The sequence below is a fragment of the Rhodopirellula sp. J20-39 genome, from assembly GCF_057365095.1.
The window spans coordinates 1,010,922-1,032,709 of the sequence record NZ_CP195123.1; the positions used below are offsets into that span (position 1 = coordinate 1,010,922).

16 protein-coding genes are annotated in these 21,788 nt (G+C 55.2%); 10 read left to right on the top strand and 6 right to left on the bottom strand.

Going from position 1 to position 21,788, the window contains the following annotated elements; translation table 11 throughout:
• Positions 1 to 1,044, bottom strand: coding sequence for a squalene synthase HpnC (gene hpnC / locus ACR3ZL_RS03485; protein ID WP_473649278.1), 1,044 nt, complete (start codon positions 1,042 to 1,044; stop codon positions 1 to 3).
• 164 nt (positions 1,045 to 1,208) lie between these two features.
• Here hpnC and ispH point away from each other — a divergent pair, with 164 nt between their 5' ends.
• A complete protein-coding gene (gene ispH / locus ACR3ZL_RS03490) occupies positions 1,209 to 2,150 on the top strand; it encodes a 4-hydroxy-3-methylbut-2-enyl diphosphate reductase (RefSeq protein WP_473649277.1) in 942 nt (313 codons plus the stop codon).
• Positions 2,151 to 2,230: 80 nt separating this feature from the next.
• The gene (locus ACR3ZL_RS03495) at positions 2,231 to 3,712 is read left to right on the top strand and encodes a leucyl aminopeptidase (RefSeq protein ID WP_486173208.1); all 1,482 of its coding nucleotides are present in this window, start codon (positions 2,231 to 2,233) and stop codon (positions 3,710 to 3,712) included.
• Between the two features lie 333 nt (positions 3,713 to 4,045).
• Here ACR3ZL_RS03495 and lepA read toward each other — a convergent pair whose 3' ends face one another.
• The 3 genes from lepA to ACR3ZL_RS03510 form a co-directional block, all read right to left on the bottom strand.
• Positions 4,046 to 5,857 carry a translation elongation factor 4 gene (lepA, locus tag ACR3ZL_RS03500; protein ID WP_473649275.1) on the bottom strand — a complete coding sequence of 604 codons (1,812 nt, stop codon included), beginning with the start codon at positions 5,855 to 5,857 and terminating at the stop codon, positions 4,046 to 4,048.
• Positions 5,858 to 5,865: 8 nt separating this feature from the next.
• Positions 5,866 to 6,912: an ROK family protein gene (locus tag ACR3ZL_RS03505; RefSeq protein ID WP_473649274.1), complete on the bottom strand. Its 1,047-nt coding sequence runs from the start codon at positions 6,910 to 6,912 to the stop codon at positions 5,866 to 5,868.
• Between the two features lie 494 nt (positions 6,913 to 7,406).
• A complete protein-coding gene (locus ACR3ZL_RS03510; protein WP_486173209.1) occupies positions 7,407 to 8,234 on the bottom strand; it encodes an enoyl-ACP reductase FabI in 828 nt (275 codons plus the stop codon).
• 185 nt (positions 8,235 to 8,419) lie between these two features.
• On the opposite strand from ACR3ZL_RS03510, the gene ACR3ZL_RS03515 reads away from it, so the two are divergent.
• Positions 8,420 to 10,438, top strand: coding sequence for a sigma-54 interaction domain-containing protein (locus ACR3ZL_RS03515; protein WP_473653412.1), 2,019 nt, complete (start codon positions 8,420 to 8,422; stop codon positions 10,436 to 10,438).
• 52 nt (positions 10,439 to 10,490) lie between these two features.
• On the opposite strand, the gene ACR3ZL_RS03520 is transcribed toward ACR3ZL_RS03515, so the two are convergent.
• Together ACR3ZL_RS03520 and ACR3ZL_RS03525 are read right to left on the bottom strand one after the other, a co-directional pair.
• Positions 10,491 to 11,945, bottom strand: coding sequence for a TIGR01777 family oxidoreductase (locus ACR3ZL_RS03520; RefSeq protein ID WP_473649272.1), 1,455 nt, complete (start codon positions 11,943 to 11,945; stop codon positions 10,491 to 10,493).
• Between the two features lie 35 nt (positions 11,946 to 11,980).
• Positions 11,981 to 13,060 carry a sigma-70 family RNA polymerase sigma factor gene (locus ACR3ZL_RS03525; RefSeq protein WP_473649271.1) on the bottom strand — a complete coding sequence of 360 codons (1,080 nt, stop codon included), beginning with the start codon at positions 13,058 to 13,060 and terminating at the stop codon, positions 11,981 to 11,983.
• A gap of 430 nt (positions 13,061 to 13,490) precedes the next feature.
• Between ACR3ZL_RS03525 and ACR3ZL_RS03530 the strand changes: the two genes are divergently transcribed.
• The 7 genes from ACR3ZL_RS03530 to ACR3ZL_RS03560 all read left to right on the top strand — a co-directional run bounded on the left by ACR3ZL_RS03530 (position 13,491) and on the right by ACR3ZL_RS03560 (position 21,783).
• The gene (locus ACR3ZL_RS03530; RefSeq protein WP_473649270.1) at positions 13,491 to 14,486 is read left to right on the top strand and encodes a MerR family transcriptional regulator; all 996 of its coding nucleotides are present in this window, start codon (positions 13,491 to 13,493) and stop codon (positions 14,484 to 14,486) included.
• A gap of 214 nt (positions 14,487 to 14,700) precedes the next feature.
• The gene (locus ACR3ZL_RS03535) at positions 14,701 to 16,155 is read left to right on the top strand and encodes a rhomboid family intramembrane serine protease (protein WP_473649269.1); all 1,455 of its coding nucleotides are present in this window, start codon (positions 14,701 to 14,703) and stop codon (positions 16,153 to 16,155) included.
• A 69-nt stretch (positions 16,156 to 16,224) separates the two neighbouring features.
• Positions 16,225 to 17,184: a sugar phosphate isomerase/epimerase family protein gene (locus ACR3ZL_RS03540; RefSeq protein WP_486173210.1), complete on the top strand. Its 960-nt coding sequence runs from the start codon at positions 16,225 to 16,227 to the stop codon at positions 17,182 to 17,184.
• A 16-nt stretch (positions 17,185 to 17,200) separates the two neighbouring features.
• A complete protein-coding gene (locus ACR3ZL_RS03545; protein WP_473653411.1) occupies positions 17,201 to 17,743 on the top strand; it encodes a flavoprotein in 543 nt (180 codons plus the stop codon).
• 69 nt (positions 17,744 to 17,812) lie between these two features.
• The gene (locus ACR3ZL_RS03550) at positions 17,813 to 19,465 is read left to right on the top strand and encodes a putative manganese-dependent inorganic diphosphatase (protein ID WP_473649267.1); all 1,653 of its coding nucleotides are present in this window, start codon (positions 17,813 to 17,815) and stop codon (positions 19,463 to 19,465) included.
• A 94-nt stretch (positions 19,466 to 19,559) separates the two neighbouring features.
• The gene (gene argC / locus ACR3ZL_RS03555) at positions 19,560 to 20,600 is read left to right on the top strand and encodes an N-acetyl-gamma-glutamyl-phosphate reductase (RefSeq protein WP_473649266.1); all 1,041 of its coding nucleotides are present in this window, start codon (positions 19,560 to 19,562) and stop codon (positions 20,598 to 20,600) included.
• A gap of 61 nt (positions 20,601 to 20,661) precedes the next feature.
• A complete protein-coding gene (locus tag ACR3ZL_RS03560) occupies positions 20,662 to 21,783 on the top strand; it encodes a DegT/DnrJ/EryC1/StrS family aminotransferase (RefSeq protein ID WP_473649265.1) in 1,122 nt (373 codons plus the stop codon).
• Positions 21,784 to 21,788 lie beyond the last annotated feature (5 nt).

Sequence of the window (21,788 nt, forward strand, 5' to 3'; positions counted from 1 at the left end):
TCATTGAGTGATCCCCGAACCCAATTGCAATTTTGAAAACCGGCTAGCCATAAGCACTTTCGTCATCATCCACAGTTGGCGAGTTTTACTGACCTTCACACGTCTACGCAGCACGTCGAACTTGGCTCGTCCGATCGCGTCCAGTGTCGCCAATCCACCCTGGACGAACAATTCGACATCCGCAGCGAGCCACTTCGGTACTCTCCGTGTTAGTTCGCGGCCCTGTTCAAACAGTTGGCGGGATTGATCGCACAGTTCGCTGATCGCTTGGCGAACTTCGACCGGAGTTGCGGCCCGATCGCGGAGGGTTTGTTTCAGTAGTTCTTCCCCGAATCCATGCTCGTTCATGACTGACTTGGGCAAATAGATCCGTCCCATCTGGAAATCGCGAGCGACATCTTGCCAGAAATTAGTCAGTTGTAATGCGGTGCAAATTTGATCGCTCAACGCAACGCTTCGTTCATCTCTGCACCCCGCCATCGCCAACACCAATCGGCCGACCGGGTTGGCTGAACGCTGGCAATAGCTCAGTAATTGTTGTTCGTCGTCGTAACGGTCGGTGACCTGGTCTTGTTCGAACGCGTCCAGTAACGCATCAAACGGTTCGCGAGGCAAATCCAACCGGGCGATCGTGTCAGCCAACGCTATGAAGAGTCCCGAGCGTCCGTCGTGATCGCTGGCAATCGGCTCGGATGAATAAATCTCAGCGATTTGCTGGCGGTAGCTATCCAGCCCCTTGGTGGCGGCTTCTTTGGAATCCGATTCGTCGGCAAGGTCGTCCGCAGTGCGGCAAAACGCGTACACGTCATAGAACGGTTGACGCATGAACTGGGGCAAAAGCACGCTGGCGACCAGAAAGTTCTCATAGTGCGAGGTCGCAATTTTTCGGCACTGATTTCGAGATTCTTGCAGCCTTTGCGATACCGGTTTGTCATCGCCATTAGGCCGGGGGGCCCCTAGACCGTCGCCCCGCTTACCGGCTTCTGGCGAGTCAAGATCGGAAGCGATGTCGACTTCGAGGCTTTTGGGGGATGCGGGATTCACGAGGAAATCGTGTCAGTGGAAACGGTGGAGCCTGAAAACTAGAAAAGCAATGCGAACCAGTAAACAGCTCTATTGGATAGGCCGTTGGACGAATTGCTTGGCCTCCGGTTATTCTAACGCATTAGCCAAGTTTCTGTTCTCCTCGACCGAATTCGAACCATTTCATGAAGATCATTCTGGCGGCCCCTCGCGGATTCTGTGCTGGCGTACATATGGCGATCGATTCGCTAAGTCTCACGCTCGATAAATTCGGGCCGCCTGTGTACGTCTACCATGAAATCGTTCACAACCAATTTGTGGTCAACGAGTTCCAAGGGCGAGGTGCCGTTTTCGTCAACACAATCGACGAAGTTCCCGAAGGCAGCGTGCTGCTGTTTTCCGCTCATGGTGTGTCCCCGGCCATCCGTCAGGCCGCTCAGGGGCGAAAGTTGCACGCGATCGATGCAACGTGTCCGCTGGTTACCAAAGTGCACTTGGAAGCCATCAAGTACGCCAAGTCTGGCCATACGATTATTCTGATTGGCCACGAAGGGCATGACGAAGTGCTTGGCACGATGGGGGAAGCCCCCGAGGCAATCGTGTTGGTCGAGGACGAAGCAGACGTCGACCGCTTGGAGTTCCCCGCCGGAACTAAGCTCGCCTATCTGACGCAAACCACGCTCAGTGTGGACGACGCCAATCGTGTTATCAAACGATTGCGAGAACGGTTCCCCGAAATCGACAGCCCACCCAAGGAGGACATTTGCTACGCCACGCAAAACCGCCAGGAAGCGGTCAAGTTGCTGGGCGAAGTCGCGGATGTTGTCGTCGTGTTGGGAAGCCAAAACAGTAGCAATAGCCAGCGACTTCGTGAACTGGCAGCCGAAAAAGGGCAGCGTGCTTATCTGGTCGATGGTTCCGAAGGTTTAAGCAAAGACCTCTTCGAACCCGACGACACGGTCTTGATCACCGCGGGGGCAAGTGCACCGGAGTCGGTGGTTCAGGAAACGATCGGGTGGCTTCAAGACAACTTCGACGCCACGTTAGAATCTCGCGAGATTCGCAAGGAAGACGTCAAGTTCCCGCTGCCCAAGTCGCTGCGAGCGTTTGCGAAAGAGAACGCCTAGCATCGCTGGTGATTTGGCCCAACCTGCCACCTGCTTTATACAATCTTCGCCCCCAAACTTCCCTCTACACAGATTGACTCATGATCGAATGCACTCCGTTTCCAGCACCCGAAGTCGCCACCAGCCAGAAAGTATCGACGTCAGGTGTCCTGGTCGCTTTCTCGACGCAAGCATCGTCAGGTGCAGTCGAGGTCGATCGTGCGGCGGACCTGGATTCGTCGCTGAGCACTGTTTTGAAGCAGCTCATCGAGTCCTCCGAAATTGAAGGCAAGACGGGCGAGATCGTAACCGTCGGGACGGGGAACTCGGCCACTCCGCTGATGGTTGTGGTGGGGCTGGGTGATCCAGCGGAATTGACACGTGGACGTACCATCGAGGCCGCCGCTTCGGTTGTGCGTGTGCTAAGCAAGAAGCCTCGACAAGAAGTTTCGTTCTTGGTGGGGCCCGCGATCAAACCGGAAAACCACGATGGACTCGTTGTCGGCGCCATCACCGCTTGCGAGGGGCAACACCTCTATCAAAGTGAGCCAAGTACGTACGTTCCAACTAAGTTCGTCTTCATCGGTGTGTCGGAACAAGCTGCTGCGACGGGCGAACAACTGGGCAGTTCCGTTAACCTGACTCGGCGACTGGTCAATGAACCACCAACGATCATGAACCCGTCTGAGTTTGCCAACCAAGCGGCTGCGATGGCAAAGAAAGAAGGCCTAGGCTGCGAAATTTGGGACGAAACCCGTCTTGAAAAAGAAGGCTGTCGTGCAATCTTGGCGGTCGGGCGAGCGTCGACGAGTCCTCCACGTTTGGTCATCCTGAAACACAATGGCGGTGGCAGCGAGCCACCGATTGCGTTGGTTGGTAAGGGCGTGACGTTCGATTCGGGCGGCTTGTCGATTAAGCCGAGCGAAGGCATGGTCGACATGAAATGTGATATGGCCGGTGCAGCGACAGTGGTCGGTGTCATGCGAGCGATCGCAAAATCGGGTCTTAAGCGAAATGTGATCGGTCTTTGTGGTCTCGCTGAAAACATGATCAGCGGCGACGCCTACAAGCTGGGTGACGTGATCGAAACACGGAGCGGCAAGACGATTGAGATTTTGAATACTGACGCCGAAGGCCGAGTCGTCTTAGCCGATACGTTGGACGTAGCAGTGCAGCACAATCCAACCGCGATTGTTGATTTGGCGACCCTGACCGGTGCATGCATGGTCGCTCTGGGTAATGAAGTAGCCGGATTGATGACGAACGATGACGCATTGTGCGATGACATCACGGCAGCGGCACAGTCCGAAGATGAGCCCGTTTGGAAGCTGCCAATGTTTTCGCTGTACGACGAAAAAGTCAAAAGCAAAGTCGCTGACATCAAGAATGTGGGGGAAGGCCGCTGGGGCGGTGCCATCACCGCCGCGAAATTCCTGGAAAACTTTGTCGGCGACACACCGTGGGTCCACATCGACATCGCGGGTCCGGCATTCGCAGATTCACCCAAGCCTCATCGGGATGCGGGTGCGACCGGCGTCATGGTTCGGTCGTTAACCAATTGGCTGCACAAAGCGGCTAAGTAGGTTCTTTCGCACCTATTTGGCGAAATTGAATCCACTGCGTAAATTGCAGTGTTTTGGGGTTTTTCCAACTGGAAAGTGGTTAACCAAATACCGGCACCGGGGAAGACTAGCCAGTTTTTGCCGCCGAGGCTCAAAATGCACATCCTGTGTAACGCCTTGAGCGCCGAATAATAGTTCTGGCGACAGATCTTGCTAACAGTGTTAGCGAGACGGGGCAGTCGCCATGACTGCGATTCGGATGGTCGGTACGCTGGGGCCTTGGCTCGGCCATCCGAAACGCGTCAGTTTTTAACGCGATGAGCGATTTGTGTGATAGTGATGCAGAAGGGATTTCTAGCCCTCGTCGCCACCACTTAGTACGGCCATGAAGGCTTTCTGGCTGATCTCAACACTGCCAATTGCCTTCATTCGCTTCTTGCCTTCTTTCTGTTTTTGCAGCAGCTTTTTCTTTCGAGAAATATCGCCGCCGTAGCACTTCGCGGTCACGTTCTTTCGCATCGCAGGCACTGTCTCGCGGGCGATCACGCGACTGCCGATCGCAGCCTGAACAGCGACCTCAAACATATGTCGCTCAATTTCTTGTTTCAGCTTTTTGGCAACCGCGCGGCCTCGGCGGTCGGCATCCGCCTTGTTGCAAACCACGCTTAACGCATCGACACGGCTGCCGTTAACCAAGATATCCAGTCGGCATAGATCCGCCTCTTCGAAACCGACCATCTCGTAGTCGAGGGTGCCATAGCCTCGCGTGCAGCTTTTCAGCTTATCGTGCAGGTCGTAGATCACCTCAGCCAAAGGGATGTCATAAGTGATCATGGCACGGCCGGCGCCGAGGTACTCTTGGTTCTTCTGGATTCCGCGGCGTTCTTGGCATAGCTTGATCACGGCACCGATGTAGTCTTCCGGCACGATGATGTTGCACCGCACGATCGGCTGTCTGAAAACGTCGATGTCACCGGGGTCCGGAACGTCTTGCGGCTTGTGGATCATGCGAGTCTCGCCTCGCTTGTTGGTGATCTCATAAGTCACGTTGGGGGCCGTTTGGACGAGGTCCACATCGGACTCTTGTTCGAGCCGCTGCTGCACGATTTCCATGTGCAGAAGTCCGAGAAAACCACAGCGGAAGCCGAAGCCCAATGCATCGCTGGTTTCAGGTTCGAACTCGAAGCTAGGATCGTTCACCGACAGACGCTCCAGTGCATCTCGCAGTTCTGAAAAGTCTTGGCCATCGCTGGGGAACAATCCGCAGTAAACCATACGGCGTGGCCGATCGTAGCCTGGTAACGGTTCGGCCGCGTGATCGCCAGCTATGCTGACGGTATCGCCGATATGAACGTCGCCCAGGCTTTTGATATTGCAAATTAGGTAGCCGACTTGGCCTGCGCCTAATTCTTCGGTCGCAACTCGCGACGGAGCGAACTGGCCTAGTTCGACGACTTCATGGGTCGAGCCGGTGCTTAGGAACTGAATCTTTTGGCCCTTTCGCACGGTGCCTTCCATCACGCGGATGTAGGTGATCGCGCCGCGGAAGTCGTCGTAATTGGAATCGAAGACCATCGCTTGCAGTGTGCCTTCGGGATCGCCGGTCGGCGGCGGGACATGGTCGATGATGGCGTTCACCAGTTCGTCGACGCCCAATCCGGTTTTGGCGCTCACCCGCATGCATTCATTGGGATCGGTTCCCAGTGAATTCATCATCTCCTCAGCGACCTCGTCAGGACGCGCGTGGGTCAGGTCGATCTTGTTGATCACCGGAATGATTTTCAGTTCGTGTTCCATTGCCGCGAACGCGTTGGCGACGGTTTGCGCCTCAACACCTTGGAAAGCGTCGACCAGCAACAACGCTCCCTCGCAACAAGCCAGTGAACGGGAGACTTCGTATTGAAAGTCAACGTGACCGGGTGTGTCGATCAAATTCAGTTGATAGGTAACGCCGTCTCGTTCGCACTGCATGGCCACTGCACGAGCCTTGATCGTGATCCCGCGTTGACGTTCCAGTGCTAAGTCATCGAGCAACTGAGACTTCATCTCACGGGTTGTCACGGTCCCGGTTTGTTCAAGCAAGCGGTCCGCCAGCGTGCTTTTGCCGTGATCGATGTGCGCGATGATGCAAAAGTTGCGGATCTGGGCGGTGGGGGTTTTAGCCATCGAAGTCGTTAATTGGAGTCCGGGTTGCGGAGATCTTGGTCTTGTTTTTGGGCGTAGCCAGCAGCACCTAAATATCCGGCGTCGCCACCCAGTGTGGCAAACGACAGCTCGGTACCTTCAAAGACATTGGGGAATGTGCGGGTGCGGAATTCTTCACGAATGCCAGCCAGGAAACGTTGTCCGATCGGGCAATCGGCTCCACCGAAATTCATCGCGCCGCCAAGCACGACGCTTCCTGGATCGATTACGTGCACCAAGGTCGCTACGCCGATCCCGAGCCATCTCGCCGTTTCGTCGACCATCGACAATGCGAACGCATCGCCCTCGACGGCCGCATCGTAAACCCGTTTGCTGGTCAGATGATTTTCCGGTTCTGACAAGAGGCCGTATAGGCTGCTGTCAGGGTGATCATGCAATTTTTTACGCGTACAAACCGCGACGCCCGACGCGGAGGCATACGCCTCTAATTGCCCGCGGCCACCGCCCCATGCACAAAGTTGGGCGTCGGGGTGCGAATCGACCAGGATGTGCCCACACTCGCTGCCGAAACTGTTCACGCCGTTGATCAATTCGCTTTCGACGATCACGCCGCCGCCCACGCCGGTCCCTAGCGTTAACAAGACCATTGAAGTTTGCTTGGCTCCGCTGCCAATCCAGAATTCGCCATAGGCCGCAGCATTCGCGTCATTGAGAAACGAGATTTCACGCCCGGTCTTTTCTTTGATGGCATCGCAAATGGGAAAATCCCACCATGAGGGCAGTTGTGGCGGAGCGACAAAATAACCGCGTGGGAGATCCATCGGTCCGGGGGCTCCCAATCCAATTCGGTTTACCTGGCCCACTACACCGTGCCGCGTTTCGCTTTCGGCAATAACTTGGGCGATCCGGTTGGCAGCGGCCTGTGGACCCTCGCTTTCAAGCGTGGGGATCGTTTGGTATTCGATCGTCTGACCGTGATGATCGACCAAACCGCACTTGATACTGGTTCCACCAATATCGATCCCCCAGTAATAAGGAGCAACGGATGATGATGGGGACGCGGGTCGGGAAGTCATTGCGAGAATTTCCGGAAAGGGAACACTTGGATCCAATGGGCAAAGTCAGCCTTATTTGATCACTTGAGGCCGCCGAAGCGGGAACAACGCCAGGTCCACTGCCGGTCGGCAGTACCCAGCATCCGCCATTTTTCAGATCGCTGTATTAAGAACGCCGTACTTAGCAAACGCGATGCGCCGCTTCACAGTGAGAAACCCGGCCTACTAAAAAAGCGGGCTCCAAAAAACCCGGCTCCAAAAAACCCGGCTCCAAAAAACCCGGCTCCAAAAAACCAGGTCCAGTCCAGACGCGTGTTTGCTATCGAAGCCAACTGCCCGAAGTGGGGTATTCACCAAGGGCATTTGTCACCGGAACTTCGGCGAAAGCGGCGTTCCAAGTTGGCGAGTGAGATCGCGGAACCGTGCGGTTTCACGATCTGATCTTTTGATGCTTAGGTCGGATGGATACCGAGGTCACCAGCCGACAAACGTCATCGTCAACTTGTGCTAGCGCACTACGATTTTTGGGCGTTTTCGATCTCATCGAGCAAGCGACCGGGACTTCCCATCGCGTGGTAGCCACCGTCAACGTGCAGGATTTCGCCCGAAACACCGTTGCTAGCATCGCTCAAGAGGAAGGCGCCGGTCTTGCCCACTTCTTCGTGAGTCACGTTTCGGCCCAGTGGTGCCATGTGCTCGTACATTTTCAGCATGCGTTCGACACCCGCGGCTCGTCCAGCGAGCGTTTGGACCGGGCCAGCTGACAAGGCGTTGACGCGAACACCATGGGCGCCCATGTCGAAGGCCAGGTATCGCATCGCGGCATCCAAAGCGGCTTTGCAAACGCCCATGACGTTGTAGCCCGGCACACATTTTTCGCCGCCGTAATAGGTCATCGTCAAAATCGAGCCGCCTGGGTTCATGACGTGTTCAGCAGCGGCGGTGACCGCCATCAACGAGAAAACGCTGGCTTCCATAGCGATTTTGAAGCCATTTCGCGAGGTGTGCATGGTTTGACGACCCAGGTCTTCCCGGTCGGCGAATGCGATCGAATGCAGCAGGAAATCGATTTTTCCAAACGTTTTTTCGGTGTGTTCAAAAACGCTGCGGATGTCGTCGTCGTTATTCGCGTCCATAGGTAACAGGAACTCGGCGTTATCAAATTGATCCGTCAATTTTGATACACGGCGTCGGTTTTTCTGTTTTTCGTCGTCAGCTCGGTCTGGCAAGTGCGTGAATCCGCATCTGCCACCATTATTCAGGATTTGTTGAGCGATCGCCCAGGCGATCGAACGATCGTTCGCGACGCCGATAATAAGCCCTTTTTTACCTTCAAATTGCATCTTTTACCTTTTCTAATCGAGCTAATTGCTTGTGTCGGTTGTCTGACTTGGGCGTGCATCATCGCCACACGTCGGCAGTCGAACAAGCCATCCTCGTTTGATCGTTTGGATTTCCCGTGTTTGGCCCTACTTCTATACAATCATCCGTGAACCACTTGCCCGCTTCCGTTCCGCAACTGCCCGATATGCTTTCAGTGCGTTCTCCTGGTCCTCAATTGTCTGACCATGAGGTGCTAAGAAGGCGAATGCCGTTGCTGCTAGGGCTCCTAAGCGGGTTTTCGGCCGAGTCTCTTGAACGCGAAGATTCGTCCGATTGCGGTGAACCCGCGATCCGCTGCGGCATTATCAGTCAGGTGGATAGCCGCTGGGAAACGGTTTACTGGACGGGTGAAGAAAAAACGCCGGAAGAGGAAGCGCTGAATCACAGCCTTGCTAGTGAAGCGGTCGACCGGGATGACGTCGTCGAACGAGGTGAATTCGCCGCAATCAGCTTGTTTGACACCGCCGATCAATCTGAATCGGAATTGCCTAATCAGGATGTCATGCCCGATATCCGCAATTTCGCCTTGGTGCTTTCCCTTGGTGGCCGGCCTGCCCCGCGGCCCATTATTCGAACACTCGCGGTCAACATGGGGCGGTTTCTGACTCTCCATCGGGATCGCCAGGACAACGCTCGGCAACTTTGGCAGGCAACAACGATGTTGCAGCATGCGGCGATGTGGCAACAACTCGACGATGACGATGCGTTGCTCGAATCGATCGCCCAGTGTGCTTGCGAAGTGCTGCAGTGCGAACGAGCAACGATTTTTCTTGCCGATAAAGCTCGCCGCCGATTAGTCGGGCGACCCGCGATTGGCATCGTCGGTGGCGTCTTAGAAGTCGAAGACGACGCAGGCATTGTCGGTGAGGTGCTGCAAAGCGGCGAACCTCGATGGTGGTCCACCGGCGGGATCGATGGGAACCGCGTGAACCGGCGGATCGACCAAGCACAAAACTTCAAAACACGCTCGCTGCTCGCTGTCCCCATGCGGAATGCTCGCGGGCAAGTGATCGGTGTTTTCGAAGGCATCAACGCGAATGAATCGGATCACCGCAATGGTGCGTTCAATGAGTCGGATGTTCGGACGCTGGCGGATCTCGCTGTTCACGCGACCGCTGCCATCGATTCCCAACGAACACGGATTCAACTGACCCGATCGCGCGACCGCTTGATTAATCAGGCTGAGCAGTCCAATCCGTTGATCGGCCAGCATGAAACGATTCGCGACCTGCGGGTGAACGCGGGTAAAGTTGCGACGACGGATTTAAGTGTTTTGATTCTCGGGCAAAATGGCACCGGTAAAGAGGTGCTTGCGCAACACATCCATTATCAAAGTGATCGCCGAAACGGACCGTTCGTCGCCGTGAACTGTGCGGCTCTGGTTGAGTCGTTGCTTGAGAGCGAACTGTTTGGGCATGAGAAAGGTGCTTTTACCGATGCATCAGGTGCACGACCGGGTAAGTTCGAAATGGCTCACGGCGGGACGCTGTTTCTGGACGAAGTTGGCGACATGAGCCCAGGCGGTCAAGCTAAGCTTTTGCGGGTATTGGAAGATCACTTGGTCGTGCGAGTTGGCGGATCGCAGCCCATTCCTGTGGACGTTCGCGTGTTGGCGGCAACCAATCAACCGTTGCAAGAATTGATCGCTAAGAAACGTTTCCGCGAAGATTTGTTCTTCCGCCTCAACATTGTTTCGTTGACTTTGCCGCCGCTGGCCAATCGTGGTGACGACATCATTTTGCTCGCGGAACACTTCCTGAAGCACTTCTGTGAAAAAATTGGCCGCGTCGTCCCTAAGCTTGAACGCTCCGCATGCAAGGCGATCATGAGCCACCCCTGGCCGGGCAATGTGCGTGAACTTCGAAACACGGTCGAACGCATTTGCTATCTAACCAGCGGCCCGTCGGTTAGTGCCGATGATCTAATGCTGCAAACCTCATCGACCAAAAGTGGTCATGCTCTCATGAGCCATGCCGCTACTGAATTAGAACACGGCGATGAGGTGAACCTGAACGAAGCCACTCGGCTATTTCAGGTCGCCCATATCGAGAAAGCAATCTCGCTTTGTCATGGCAACATGACCGAGGCTGCGGCGACGCTTGGTTTGCACCGTTCGAACTTATACCGCAAGATGCGTCAGCTTGGCATGTCGACGTCGGACTAGACACTCGACGTTGGACTGATTCGCAGTGATTGGTGTGAATACGATGCAAGTTTCAGCTAGGCAACTTCGTTTTGCCTAGGCAGTATCGTAGGAGTTCATCCAGGGCGGTGAACCGAAATTGATAACCGGTCGACAACAGCCGGTCAGGAATGACGCGGGTACTTGCCAATAGTAGCGAATCGGCCATCTCGCCCAGTGCGAGCCGCAATGCGAGTTTGGGGGCGGGAAACAAAGCGGGACGGCCGATCACTCGTCCCAGCGTTTTGGCAAAGTCGCGGTTCGTGATCGGCGTGGGAGAAACGACATTCACCGGCCCAGAAAGTTCCTTGGTGTGGATGGCGTGGACGAGGCTGCCAAGTGCATCATCCAGCCCGATCCAGCTCCAGTACTGACGCCCGCTACCGAGTTTTCCACCCATCAATTTTGCGGGCAGCAGCATCTGTTGCAGTGCGCCGCCGTTGGGTGAGAGAACAATTCCGAAGCGAGTGTTGACCACTCGAATGCCCGCCTCTTTCGCTGGTGAGCAAGCCTCTTCCCATTGTTCAGCCACGCTGGCCAGGAAATCATCGCCGTGTGCCGAACTCTCATTTAGGATTTCTTCGCCACGGTCGCCAAAGATTCCTGTCGCCGATGCGCATATCAGTGTGTGCGGCGGATTATCCAGTTTTGCAAGCCGTTGGCAAAGTTCTCGCGTTTTAATCACGCGACTGTCTCGCATCTCTTGCTTTACAGAATCGGTCCATCGCTGGGCAGCGATTGGTTTACCGGCTAGGTGGACAACGACATCGACATCGTTGAACTTCTTAAGCTCCGTATCGTCGTCGCTCCAAGCGGCGATGGTGTCCCCGCTGCTCTCGGAATCTTTGTTCGACGCCCCGCGAGTGATCGTAATGACTCGATGTCCAAGTAATTGCAACAAGTCGCATAACGACGAGCCCACCATCCCGGTCGCTCCAGATACCGCGATGGACAGAGGCTCCGATGGATAGCTGGCCATTAAGTCCAGGTCATCACGTGTGATTCGGTGGCGATAGGCAAACATGCTTTGCAGATTTTGTTCAACAAAATGGCTGCCAAGCTTCTTGCCGATCACGCCGCCAGGCGATTGATACTCGACATCATCAGTTAATCGAGAGAGATCCGGCAGTCGATTGTCGCCGTAAGATTCCTGCGGCGAGTTCGTTAGCGATTCAAAGCGGTGGCGATGATGCCAATACGCGAACGGACCGGAGTCCTGTACGTCGGCGAACAGGTTCGGCGGTTCGTACAGTGTGTGTCTTGCATGCCATCGCAAAGGCATGCCGCCGAGGCTGGTCTTCAGAATAACTTTGCTGCCAGGTTGCAAACTATTATCGCTGTGTTCGATCTGAACTGATTCCCAAGGAGGGATCAAACGATTCAAGCAACCCGGTCGCTCGTGGTAGGCAAACGCTTGGTCGATAGGGACCGGTAGATCCACGCTAGCGGTGAACCGAGAAGCTCCCTGCGGCGTTTTGGGAATGTCCATAGGTTGAGAGCTTTCCGATGTCGCCGCAGGTTGCATTAATGTTCCAGTTCAGTCAGTTCGTTAGTGCCCGCCATTGCACGTAGTTTTTCCATGGCACGGCGTTCGAGTTGACGAACTCGTTCTTTGGATACGCCCAGTCGATCCGCAAGTGCTTGCAACGTGTGAACTTTCCGGTGCGAACCCAATGCAAACCGAGCACGGATAATGAACTTCTCTCGGCGATCCAAGTCACCCATCATAACGCCAAGGCGACTTCGCAACTCGTGCCATCGTTTTTCGCTGATTGCTGAACCGCGTTCCTCTTCGCTGAAATCGATGTCCATGTCCTGAAGGCCACCAAGAACCTTTTGGCGTTCTTGTTGCTTCGTGACCACAGTCCGGTAGGAGTTCCGGCGGACAACTTGAGTTGCGTAGGTGCTGAAACGGAAGCCTCGATCGAAGTCGAATTTCTCCACCCCTCGGATCAACGCCACGATTCCGTCGCTCAAAAGTTCATCGAAGTTGTTGTTGGGGTTAACGAACTTTTTGACGATCGAAAAGACCAGCCGCAGGTTGGCTTCGACAATCCGGTCGCGATGCCAATCGGCCAGAGCGACGTAGGTCTCGATCAGTTCCAGACGCTGACGTGAAGGTCGCTCAGGGTTCAGCACGCTGCGGTGGATCGCTGCTTGTTGCCGCAGGTAGTTCATCCGCTCGAAAAGCATCTTTTCTTGTTCGGGCTTGAGCAGCGGTGCTTCACAAAGCCTTCCCAGGTGAATCGGCAAGTCGACACCGCTGCGGCGAATCGCTGCGATCCCCAACGCGGACTGCCGTTCGGCCAGCCCCAATGGTTGTGAGAAGATCCGTTTGCCTTCTCGAGCAGAGACGAAAAGCTCGTTCCCAATGAAGTCCAATTCTTCTCGCAAGCGTCGACGGGTTAGGGCCCGCAAATCTTCATTGGGAATCGCCGACCAGTCCGATAACACAGTGGAAACCTCGGCGAGCGGCAATTCGAGCTCGGAGCAGCTCAGCCAAGCCGGACGGCGAGGTGGGATCGAGGACGCGGTCGCGCCCTCTAGAACTGGCTCACGCTCGATGGACGCTTTGCGATTCTTGGCCTTGATTGAAGAACTCATGGATATACCTAAGTGCGGGAAACGCCGAAAAAATCAGGCCCACTGAAGTCAAACGATGGAATCACTTGAATGAATGGCCAAAACTACCTCTGATCCGCGTGGACGTTTTTTTCTTAAAAAACGTCCACTTGCTCTGCAAGGTATATCGGTGTCAGCCAAACAAGGCAAGCGATTTACTTCTTGTTTCTCAAGTCCGCCCACATTAGGTGGCTTTTGTGGTTGATTAAAATGGTGAAAACGTTCATGCGTTTCAGGCCAAAGGGATTGGTCTGGATTGAACACCTGGGACCGATACAAGTTCCCAGACTCTGGACACAAAAGATTTGCCAAAATCCGAGCTGTGCTCGACATCTAGGTAGAGTTCCTTTGGACGGCTCCAAATCCACTTCGTTTTCACTTAATTTCGCTTCTCAACCCAACGAACCGACTTGTGGCAGCACGACAACTCCAGTTTTCGCCGAAGCAGGTTGCCCGCGCCATGGCGGTCGGTGAGTCAACCGTCAAGCGATGGTGCGATTCTGGTGCCATCGTGATGAGCAAAACTGATGGTGGGCATCGAAAAATATCTCTGGTGGCTCTTCAACAGTTCTTGCACGAGTCGGGAAAGTGCATGGAACACCCCGAATTGCTTGGTTTGCCAAATTTGTCGCCCGCCCGCACCCACTGTGTTTGCAGTTCGGAAAATCCCCGGAATCAAGAATTCTGTGATGCTCTGGTTCGAGGCGATGAGTCGAAATGCCGCCAATTGGTGTTCGAGTCGGTCGAAAATGGACAGACTCGATGTGAGGTGGCCGAGTCGATGATCACTAGCACGATGCACGGCTTTGGCGAGGCTTGGGCGTGCAATCAGATCGACATTTATCAAGAGCGGCGGGGATGTGACATTGTGTTGGGGTTGATCCATGAGCTTCGGCAATCCCTTCCCCAGCCGGACGTTTGTGCTCCCATTGCGATCGGTGCCGCACCCGAGGGTGATCCCTATCAGTTGCCAACCGCGATGGTCGAACTGGTGTTGCACGAAGCGGGCTGGAATGCGACCAGTTTGGGATGCGGTTTGCCGATGGACAGCATTCAGCTCGCCGCTCACGACTACGCTCCTCAGTTGGTTTGGTTGAGTGTGTCTACGTTGTCAGATCCAGACGCGTTCATTGCGGCACAAAACGAAATGGCGGAATCACTTTCGGATGATGTCACGCTGTTAGTCGGGGGGCGGGCAGTTTCCAATACGCTGCGGCGACGTTTGGTCTGCACCGCGCACTGCACGTCGCTTCGACAGCTTCTGGATCTTGCCGAGATACCCTCGATGAATTCGGGCCGCCTTTCGTCAGCCAGGTTGTCGTCCCAGCGGTCCAGTTCTGCCCCCGCTAGCGAGTCGGAGGACTCGGCAGCTACTTCGCAACCCAATGCTCAGCATCCCACCGCCTAGCATCCCACCGCCTAGCATCCCACCGCCTAGCATCCCAGCACCTACGCATCTTGGCAGCCAATCTACCTCGCCTCAGTATGGCGACACTTAAGTACGGCGACACTTAGCCTTCTGAATGACGTCCCGTTGCTGAGCCTGCCCGGCTAGACTGGTGGTACCAACGTGGCGGTGCCGACTTGTTGGTTTGCTTTGACCATTCGTCGGGAACTTGCTGTTGTTCTTCTTTCCTTACTCGACCGATGCTCCGATTTACCACTGGCCGTTCGCGACGGTGGTGCTGATCGTCTTGAATATCGTTGGGTTCTGTGGCTCGTTTCTTCAGGTTTACATGGGGAACCTGGACACGGAGCAGCTCGCCTGGCTGACGCTGACTTTTGAGGCGATCGATCCGTTGCAGTGGATCACGTACAGCTTCCTGCATATCAATCCCTTGGACCTTGTCATCAACATGCTCTTTTTATGGAGCTTTGGGATGGTCATTGAAGGCAAGGTGGGTCCATGGTGGTTCATCGGCATCTATTTCGGCACCCATGTCATTTGTGCTGCATTGGCACAGACAATCTTCGTGTCTCTGGGCCACTGGATCCCCGCAGTGGGCGAAATGATCGCGGACGGCGAGTTCAGTGCCGTCGGTGCAAACAACGCGATCTTTGCTCTGTTGGCGATGGCGATGATTTGGGCACCTGAAAACGAGATGAGTTGTGTGTTGTTGGTGATCGTGCCGCGGATAGGCAAGATGGGCGCCATGATCACCACGGAAATCAAAATTGCGACTCTGGCAACAGGATTTCTGTTTATCGAAATGGTGATGTTTTTCTTGCTTGGATTGGTGATTTGGCAGGCTGGTCTGCATCTGCTTTCGATGTTGATGGGCGCCACGTTGGCGATGGTGATGCTTCGCTTGAACTGGGTTGATTGTGAGGACTGGGACATCGTTTCGAGAAACCCGTGGCTGCAGAGTTATCCGTTGCTATGCAGTCGTGAACGTCGTTCGCACTTGTCCGAGAAGGAAGACGTCAAGCACGATCCGGTCGCTGCGGCGCTGGCCAGTTCGAGTCCTCGGAAGGCAAGCGGTTCGGCATCAAGTGGATCAGCGTACGGGGCGTCGCGGCCGGGTACCTTGGCCGCGGCGAAAAAGAACAAGAAGGCGACTCGGCGAAGGGTTGCTAAGTCAGCTGGTGAGCCTGTTGCAGATGCTCCGCAGCGGCCAGCTCAATCACATCCGGAGTTCAATCGTTTAGCCATGCTGCTACGACAGTCAATTGGTCAGAAAAGCTTAGTCATGGCGGGCCAGCATTTCACTCGATTAAAGGAATCTGAAATCGCGATCGGCTTATCGGACAAGACACTCTTCGAGTACGTGTCGTTGCTCGCCAGCAACCAACAGTGGCTTCCTGCCCTCGCCCCACTGAAACTGATTGTCGCCCATGGTGACCCGATGGCGATGGATGCTCGCATCCGGATTGCTCAAATTCAGTTGAAGGTGCTTCATCAGCCGGGGGAGGCCATCAAGACGTTAGGGCGTGTCCAGTTTGCCGGTCCAAGCCAAAAGTCCGGCAAGCCGCTTACCGAAGCCCAGGTAAAATTGCTGTCTCGACGCGATGCTCTACTGCAACAATGTGGGGTCGATCCTCCTTCGCTAGTCGCAAACCGGCCCGCTCCGAAGTAAGATATCGGGGCGACTGAATGGGTCGTCGAGTCAATCTACCCCACCTGATTTCTAGTAGTGAACCCACCTATGCCTACCCCGTCCCGCCGAAATTTTCTACAGACCGTCGCCGCCGCCGGAGCAATTGCATCGGCCAGCGCAGTGAGCGGTCGTTCGTCTCAAGCCGCCGAAGCTTCCGATGCGGCGAAAGCTGGCTCGGACATGCCGTTCAAGATTTCGTTGGCGGAGTGGTCGTTGCACCGCGCTCTTCGTGCCAAGGACGCTGAAATTACCAACTTGGACTTCCCACGAATCACTCGGGAAAAGTTTGGCATCGAAGCGGTCGAGTACGTCAATCAGTTCTTCAAGGACAAGGCTCGCGACGAGAAGTATTTGTCGGACCTGAAAAAACGATGCAGCGACCACGGCGTTACCAGCGTCTTGATCATGGTCGATGGCGAAGGGAATCTCGGGGCCGCTGATGCCCAAGGCCGCCAAAAGGCCGTCGAGAATCATTACCAGTGGGTCGACGCGGCAAAGTTCCTCGGTTGTCACTCCATCCGTGTTAACGCCGCGAGTAGCGGAACCTATACCGAGCAGTTGGACTACGCTGCCGACGGGTTGCGTCAACTTAGCGAATACGCCGCAAAGCAAGACATCGGTGTGATCGTCGAAAACCATGGCGGCTTGAGCAGCAACGCGGCTTGGTTGGCGGTTGTGATGGAGCGAGTCGGGATGGACAACTGCGGCACGTTGCCTGACTTTGGCAACTTCTACATTTCCCGAGGCAAGAACCCGGATCTGTTCGATCGTTATCATGGCGTACAAGCTTTGATGCCGTACGCCAAAGCGGTCAGCGCGAAGACGCATGCCTTCGATGCGGACGGTAACGAGACCTCAACCGATTACGTCAAGATGATGAAGATCGTGTTGGCCGCTGGTTACCACGGCTACGTTGGGATTGAGTACGAAGGTCACGAGCTCAGCGAAGACGAAGGTATCATTGCCAGCAAGAAGTTGCTCGAACGAGTTGGTCGTCAACTTGCCTGATTCTGACATCGCACCGATGACACAAAAACGCATCCTGCTGGGAATTGCTGGTGGTATTGCGGCTTACAAAGCTGCGGACTTGTGCAGCAAGCTAGCCCAAGCGGGACACCAGGTGCAGGTTGTGATGACGACCGGCGCCACTCATTTTATTGGTGAAGCGACATTGGCGGCTTTGTCGGGCCGCCCCGTCGTGACCGAATCGTTCGATGGTCGGTTCCCGCTGGGGCCGCACATCGAACTGGCGAAGGACATCGATGCGATGGTGGTCGCACCGGCTACTGCATCGGTGTTGTCACGGTTCGCACATGGCGCGGCCGACGACTTGCTTAGCACGCTCTATCTTCAAAATACAGCACCTGTTTTACTCGCCCCGGCAATGAGCGACCCGATGTGGAATAAGCCTAGCGTGCGACGCAATGTCGCAATTTTGGCTGAAGATGGTTGCCAGATCGTGGGACCTGAAAAAGGTTGGCTCAGTTGCCGTGTTCAGGGTATTGGTCGGATGAGTGAACCCGCTAAGATCCTGGCGGCAGTTACGGAAATTTTTGGCCAGTCGTAGCTCGCTGTTCGCGATCGCCCAGCGTGGGCGTTGCCCTCTTGTCCAACCTTATCGCCTGATTTCTTTCCCATGACGGTTCACGTCTTCGGTCACCGCAACCCAGACACTGACGCTATCTGCAGTGCGATCGCTTATGCGGACTACCTACGCCGAACTACTCGGCCTGACGCCATTGCCGCCTGTTGCGGTGCCCCTAATGAACGGACTGAATTCGCACTGCGACAAGCTGGTATCTCGTTGCCTCGCATCATCATGGATGTGCGTCCGGAGCTGGAGGATATCTGTAAACGCGAGGTGATTTTTGCTCGTCCCACAGACGTGTTTTACGACGTCTACAAACGGATGAATGAACACGGGCTGCGTGCGATCCCTGTCTTGGACGATGACGATCACCTACTTGGTTTGGTGACTCTACTGAATCTGTTGGAACTTGTGTTTCGCGGTGGTGTCGATCCCGAAAGTTCACGGGGTGTCCGTTCGACGCTCGATAGTATCGTCAAAGTCTTAGGTGGCCATTTTCAGCATGAAGTGGATTCCCACGAGGCCGAAGATTTGGTCGTGACGGTCGGTGCTATGAGTGCCGGTGGGTTCACTGAACGACTCAAGAAGTATCCACCCGAACGATTGCTGGTCGTCAGTGGTGACCGGCCCACGATTCAGTTGCCTGCCCTTGAAATGGGGGTTCGAGCCTTGGTCGTCACCGGTGGATTTGAGCTTTCCAGCGGTCTGATCGAACTGGCTCGTAATCGCGGCGTGGCGATCATCACCAGCCCGCTTGATACCGCCACTACGACCATGCGAATTAAAGCGGCGCAAATCATCGAAAACGCGATCGATCGTGAATTCATGAAGTTGTCGGCAAAGATGCCGGTAACCGAAGCGAAGCAGCAAGTCGTGCGATCCAACCAAGCTGTTTTCCCGGTCACCGACAATAACAAGCTGATCGGCGTGCTCAGCAAAAGTGATCTGATCCATCCGCCCCGCCCGCAATTGGTTCTGGTGGATCACAACGAGCTTGGACAGGCCGTGGAAGGCGCGGATGAGGCTGACATCATCGAAGTGCTCGATCACCATCGCTTGGGCGGTTCGCTCAAATCGACTGGGCCGATGCGGTTCACGATGGATCCGGTCGGCTCAACCTGCACGCTTGTCGCTCGAATGTTCCGTCAGAGCCAGATTGATCCTGGGCCCGGGATCGCGCTTTGCATGGCGTCGGGGATCATCAGCGACACGCTGTATTTGCGGTCGCCGACGACAACCGACGTGGACCGTGACATCCTGGATTGGTTGCAAACATTCTGTAAGCCTTCCTTGGAGCAGTTCGCGACGGACTTCTTTCAGGTTGGCTCGGCGCTCCGCACGTGCACTCCCGAAAAAGTGGTTCGAGAAGACTGCAAGCAGTTCGAAGAGGGAGGGAAGCGTTTTTCGATCTCCCAAATCGAAGAAATCGGTTTCGACCTGTTTTGGCAGCGTCAGCACGAACTTGCCAAAGCTTTGGAGCGTCTGTCTAAGGACCTGAATGTCGAGTTTTCAGCCTTGTTGGTCACCGATATTTCCAGCAATGGAAGTCTGTTGTTGATGAGCAGCGAGCCGGAAGGTTGGGAGGAAATCAACTATCCCCAACTCGAAGACATGCTTTACAAGCTTGACAACGTGGTCAGCCGCAAAAAGCAACTCCTGCCGCTAATTAGCAGTCTACTTGAGCTCACGCCGGCTCATTGATTTTAGGCCTACTGGCATCTCCCGCTTCAATCGTCATTTAGCGGACACCGCCGGTGGGCTGCTTACTCTTATTTCTCTCGCTCTAGACTAAAACATGTTACGCGTTGCCCTGATCGGTTCGACCGGATACACCGCACTGGAAGTCGCACGTTTGTTGGCTGCCCACCGGGAAGCCGAACTGACGGTCGCGACGAGCCGATCGGATGAAGGTAAGCCGCTTTCCGAAATTCATCCAAGCCTCGCGGGGCGGTGTGACATTTCGTTGACGCAGTTTGAACCCGAGGAAATCGCCAAGCAGGCGGACATCGCGATGTGCTGCTTGCCGCATGGCGCGTCCGCGCAAAGCGTTAAGGACCTTGTCGACGCGGGATTGCGGGTTGTCGACTTCAGCGCCGATTTTCGTTTGTCTAGCGTCGAGCTGTATGAGCACTGGTACGGCGTGAAGCATCCTTGGCCCGAGCGGGTTGGTAACGTCGTTTACGGAATGCCCGAGTTCTTCGCTGACCAAATCGCAAGTGCGGATGTCGTCGCCAATCCCGGCTGTTACCCGACCTCGGCAATCATGCCGCTCGCACCTTTGGTTCGGGCCGGTTTGATCGAGTGCAGCGACATCATCGTCGATTCTAAAAGCGGCGTCAGTGGCGCCGGCCGATCGCCTAAACTGGGCACGTTGTACTGCGAAGCGAACGAACAGATTGCCGCCTATGCCATCGCATCGCATCGGCATGGACCGGAGATGCAGGATCTGATTCATCGGATTAGTGGTCAAACCGTCGAGGTGCTATTCACGCCTCATTTGACGCCAATGGATCGCGGTATTTTATCAACGATCTATGTCCGCCCTGCGGCTACGTCGGGACGGAATCCATTAGAGATCCAGGCGAAGATGATGGAAACGCTCCGCGAAACTTATGCGAGTGAACCGTTCATTCATGTCGTCGATCACCTGCCGTCGACGAAGCATGTTGCGACGACGAACCACGTGCAAATGACCGTTCGTGTATCGGGGACTGAAGATGCTCCGGGGCGAGCCGTTATCGTGTGTGCAATTGACAATCTGACGAAGGGGGCCAGTGGCGCCGCGATTCAGAACATGAACGTCATGTTTGGTTTGGCTCCCACGGAAGGCTTGTAGTCGTTTGTTGTGTTTGTCATTCCGCTAATCTGATCGCGACCCTGAAGGAGGCGGGATGCCGATGACTCATTTGAATCGAGACGAACAGGGGTGGCCGATATGGCCGCCGGCTGACCCGGCGATCTTTGATTCATTGCGGCAGGCTTGGGAAAGCGGCGACTGGGGACGCTATCACAGCAACCTGGCCGATCAATGTTGTCAGGCAATCTCGGCTTGGTGGCAGAGTGGTTTGGTTGGTAGTTTGTCGCCGTCGAAGGCTCATGTGCGGCTTTGCTGCAGTGGCACGATGGCGGTGGAGTTGGCACTCAGAGGCGTTGGAGTGCAAGCCGGGGATGAAGTCGCACTTTGTGCCTATGACTACCCAGGTAATCTCCGGTGTGTCGAGTTGTTGTCGGCGAAACCGGTTTTGGTCGATGTGCAGGTCGGCGGGATGACGATGTGTCCGCAATCGTTGCGGAAAGTGACTGGCGACGCGATTAAGGCTGTCGTTGTTTCGCATTTATACGGCCAACTTGCCGATATGAAAGCGATCCGGAAGATCTGCGACGAACGTGGTTGGGCATTGATCGAAGACGCTTGTCAGGTTCCCGGTGCCGGAACGCTGGAGAAAGGGCAATTTGAACCTGTGGGCAAATGGGCCGATGCTACCACGCTTAGTTTTGGCGGCAGTAAGCCGTTGACGGCCGGTTGTGGTGGGGCGGTGTTAACCAGACAAGACGCTATCGCGTCTCGTATTCGCGCGTTCGCTGATCGTCCAAGCGATACCCCGGCGATGTCGCCATTGCAGTGCGCGGTCTTGCTTCCGCAACTTGCGGCGCTCGATGAGATGAACCGCCAGCGATCCGAAGCGGTTCGTCAGTTGCAGCGGTTGGATTGGAAGCGTGTTGGTGGCGAGCCGTTATCAAGAACGGATTTGTCGGTCCGATCGTGTCACTACAAGTTTGCGGTTCGAGTCGAGGATGCAGATTGCCGAAGTGAGCTTACAAGAAGTCTCGAAAGCATCGGCGTGCCAGTGGGGACAGGCTTTCGAAGTGCGGATCGAATGAGTGCCCGCCGTGTTCGTAAGCCAGTACCGCTTCCGTTTTCTGCACTGCTCGCCCAGCAGGTTTTGTTGATCGATCATCGCGCGCTGTTGGCGGACGACTTGGTTGAGCGTCTTGGCTTGTGTGGGCTTCGTAACTAAGCTCG

Bases quoted from the DNA above. Each gene is read 5' to 3' on its own strand.
- ispH (WP_473649277.1), top strand. From the start codon at position 1,209: ATGAAGATCATTCTGGCGGCCCCTCGCGGATTCTGTGCTGGCGTACAT.
- ACR3ZL_RS03550 (WP_473649267.1), top strand. From the start codon at position 17,813: ATGACGGTTCACGTCTTCGGTCACCGCAACCCAGACACTGACGCTATC.
- ACR3ZL_RS03515 (WP_473653412.1), top strand. From the start codon at position 8,420: ATGCTTTCAGTGCGTTCTCCTGGTCCTCAATTGTCTGACCATGAGGTG.
- ACR3ZL_RS03510 (WP_486173209.1), bottom strand. From the start codon at position 8,234: ATGCAATTTGAAGGTAAAAAAGGGCTTATTATCGGCGTCGCGAACGAT.
- ACR3ZL_RS03520 (WP_473649272.1), bottom strand. From the start codon at position 11,945: ATGGACATTCCCAAAACGCCGCAGGGAGCTTCTCGGTTCACCGCTAGC.
- ACR3ZL_RS03560 (WP_473649265.1), top strand. From the start codon at position 20,662: ATGACTCATTTGAATCGAGACGAACAGGGGTGGCCGATATGGCCGCCG.
- ACR3ZL_RS03540 (WP_486173210.1), top strand. From the start codon at position 16,225: ATGCCTACCCCGTCCCGCCGAAATTTTCTACAGACCGTCGCCGCCGCC.
- argC (WP_473649266.1), top strand. From the start codon at position 19,560: ATGTTACGCGTTGCCCTGATCGGTTCGACCGGATACACCGCACTGGAA.
- ACR3ZL_RS03525 (WP_473649271.1), bottom strand. From the start codon at position 13,060: ATGAGTTCTTCAATCAAGGCCAAGAATCGCAAAGCGTCCATCGAGCGT.
- ACR3ZL_RS03505 (WP_473649274.1), bottom strand. From the start codon at position 6,912: ATGACTTCCCGACCCGCGTCCCCATCATCATCCGTTGCTCCTTATTAC.
- lepA (WP_473649275.1), bottom strand. From the start codon at position 5,857: ATGGCTAAAACCCCCACCGCCCAGATCCGCAACTTTTGCATCATCGCG.
- ACR3ZL_RS03495 (WP_486173208.1), top strand. From the start codon at position 2,231: ATGATCGAATGCACTCCGTTTCCAGCACCCGAAGTCGCCACCAGCCAG.
- ACR3ZL_RS03545 (WP_473653411.1), top strand. From the start codon at position 17,201: ATGACACAAAAACGCATCCTGCTGGGAATTGCTGGTGGTATTGCGGCT.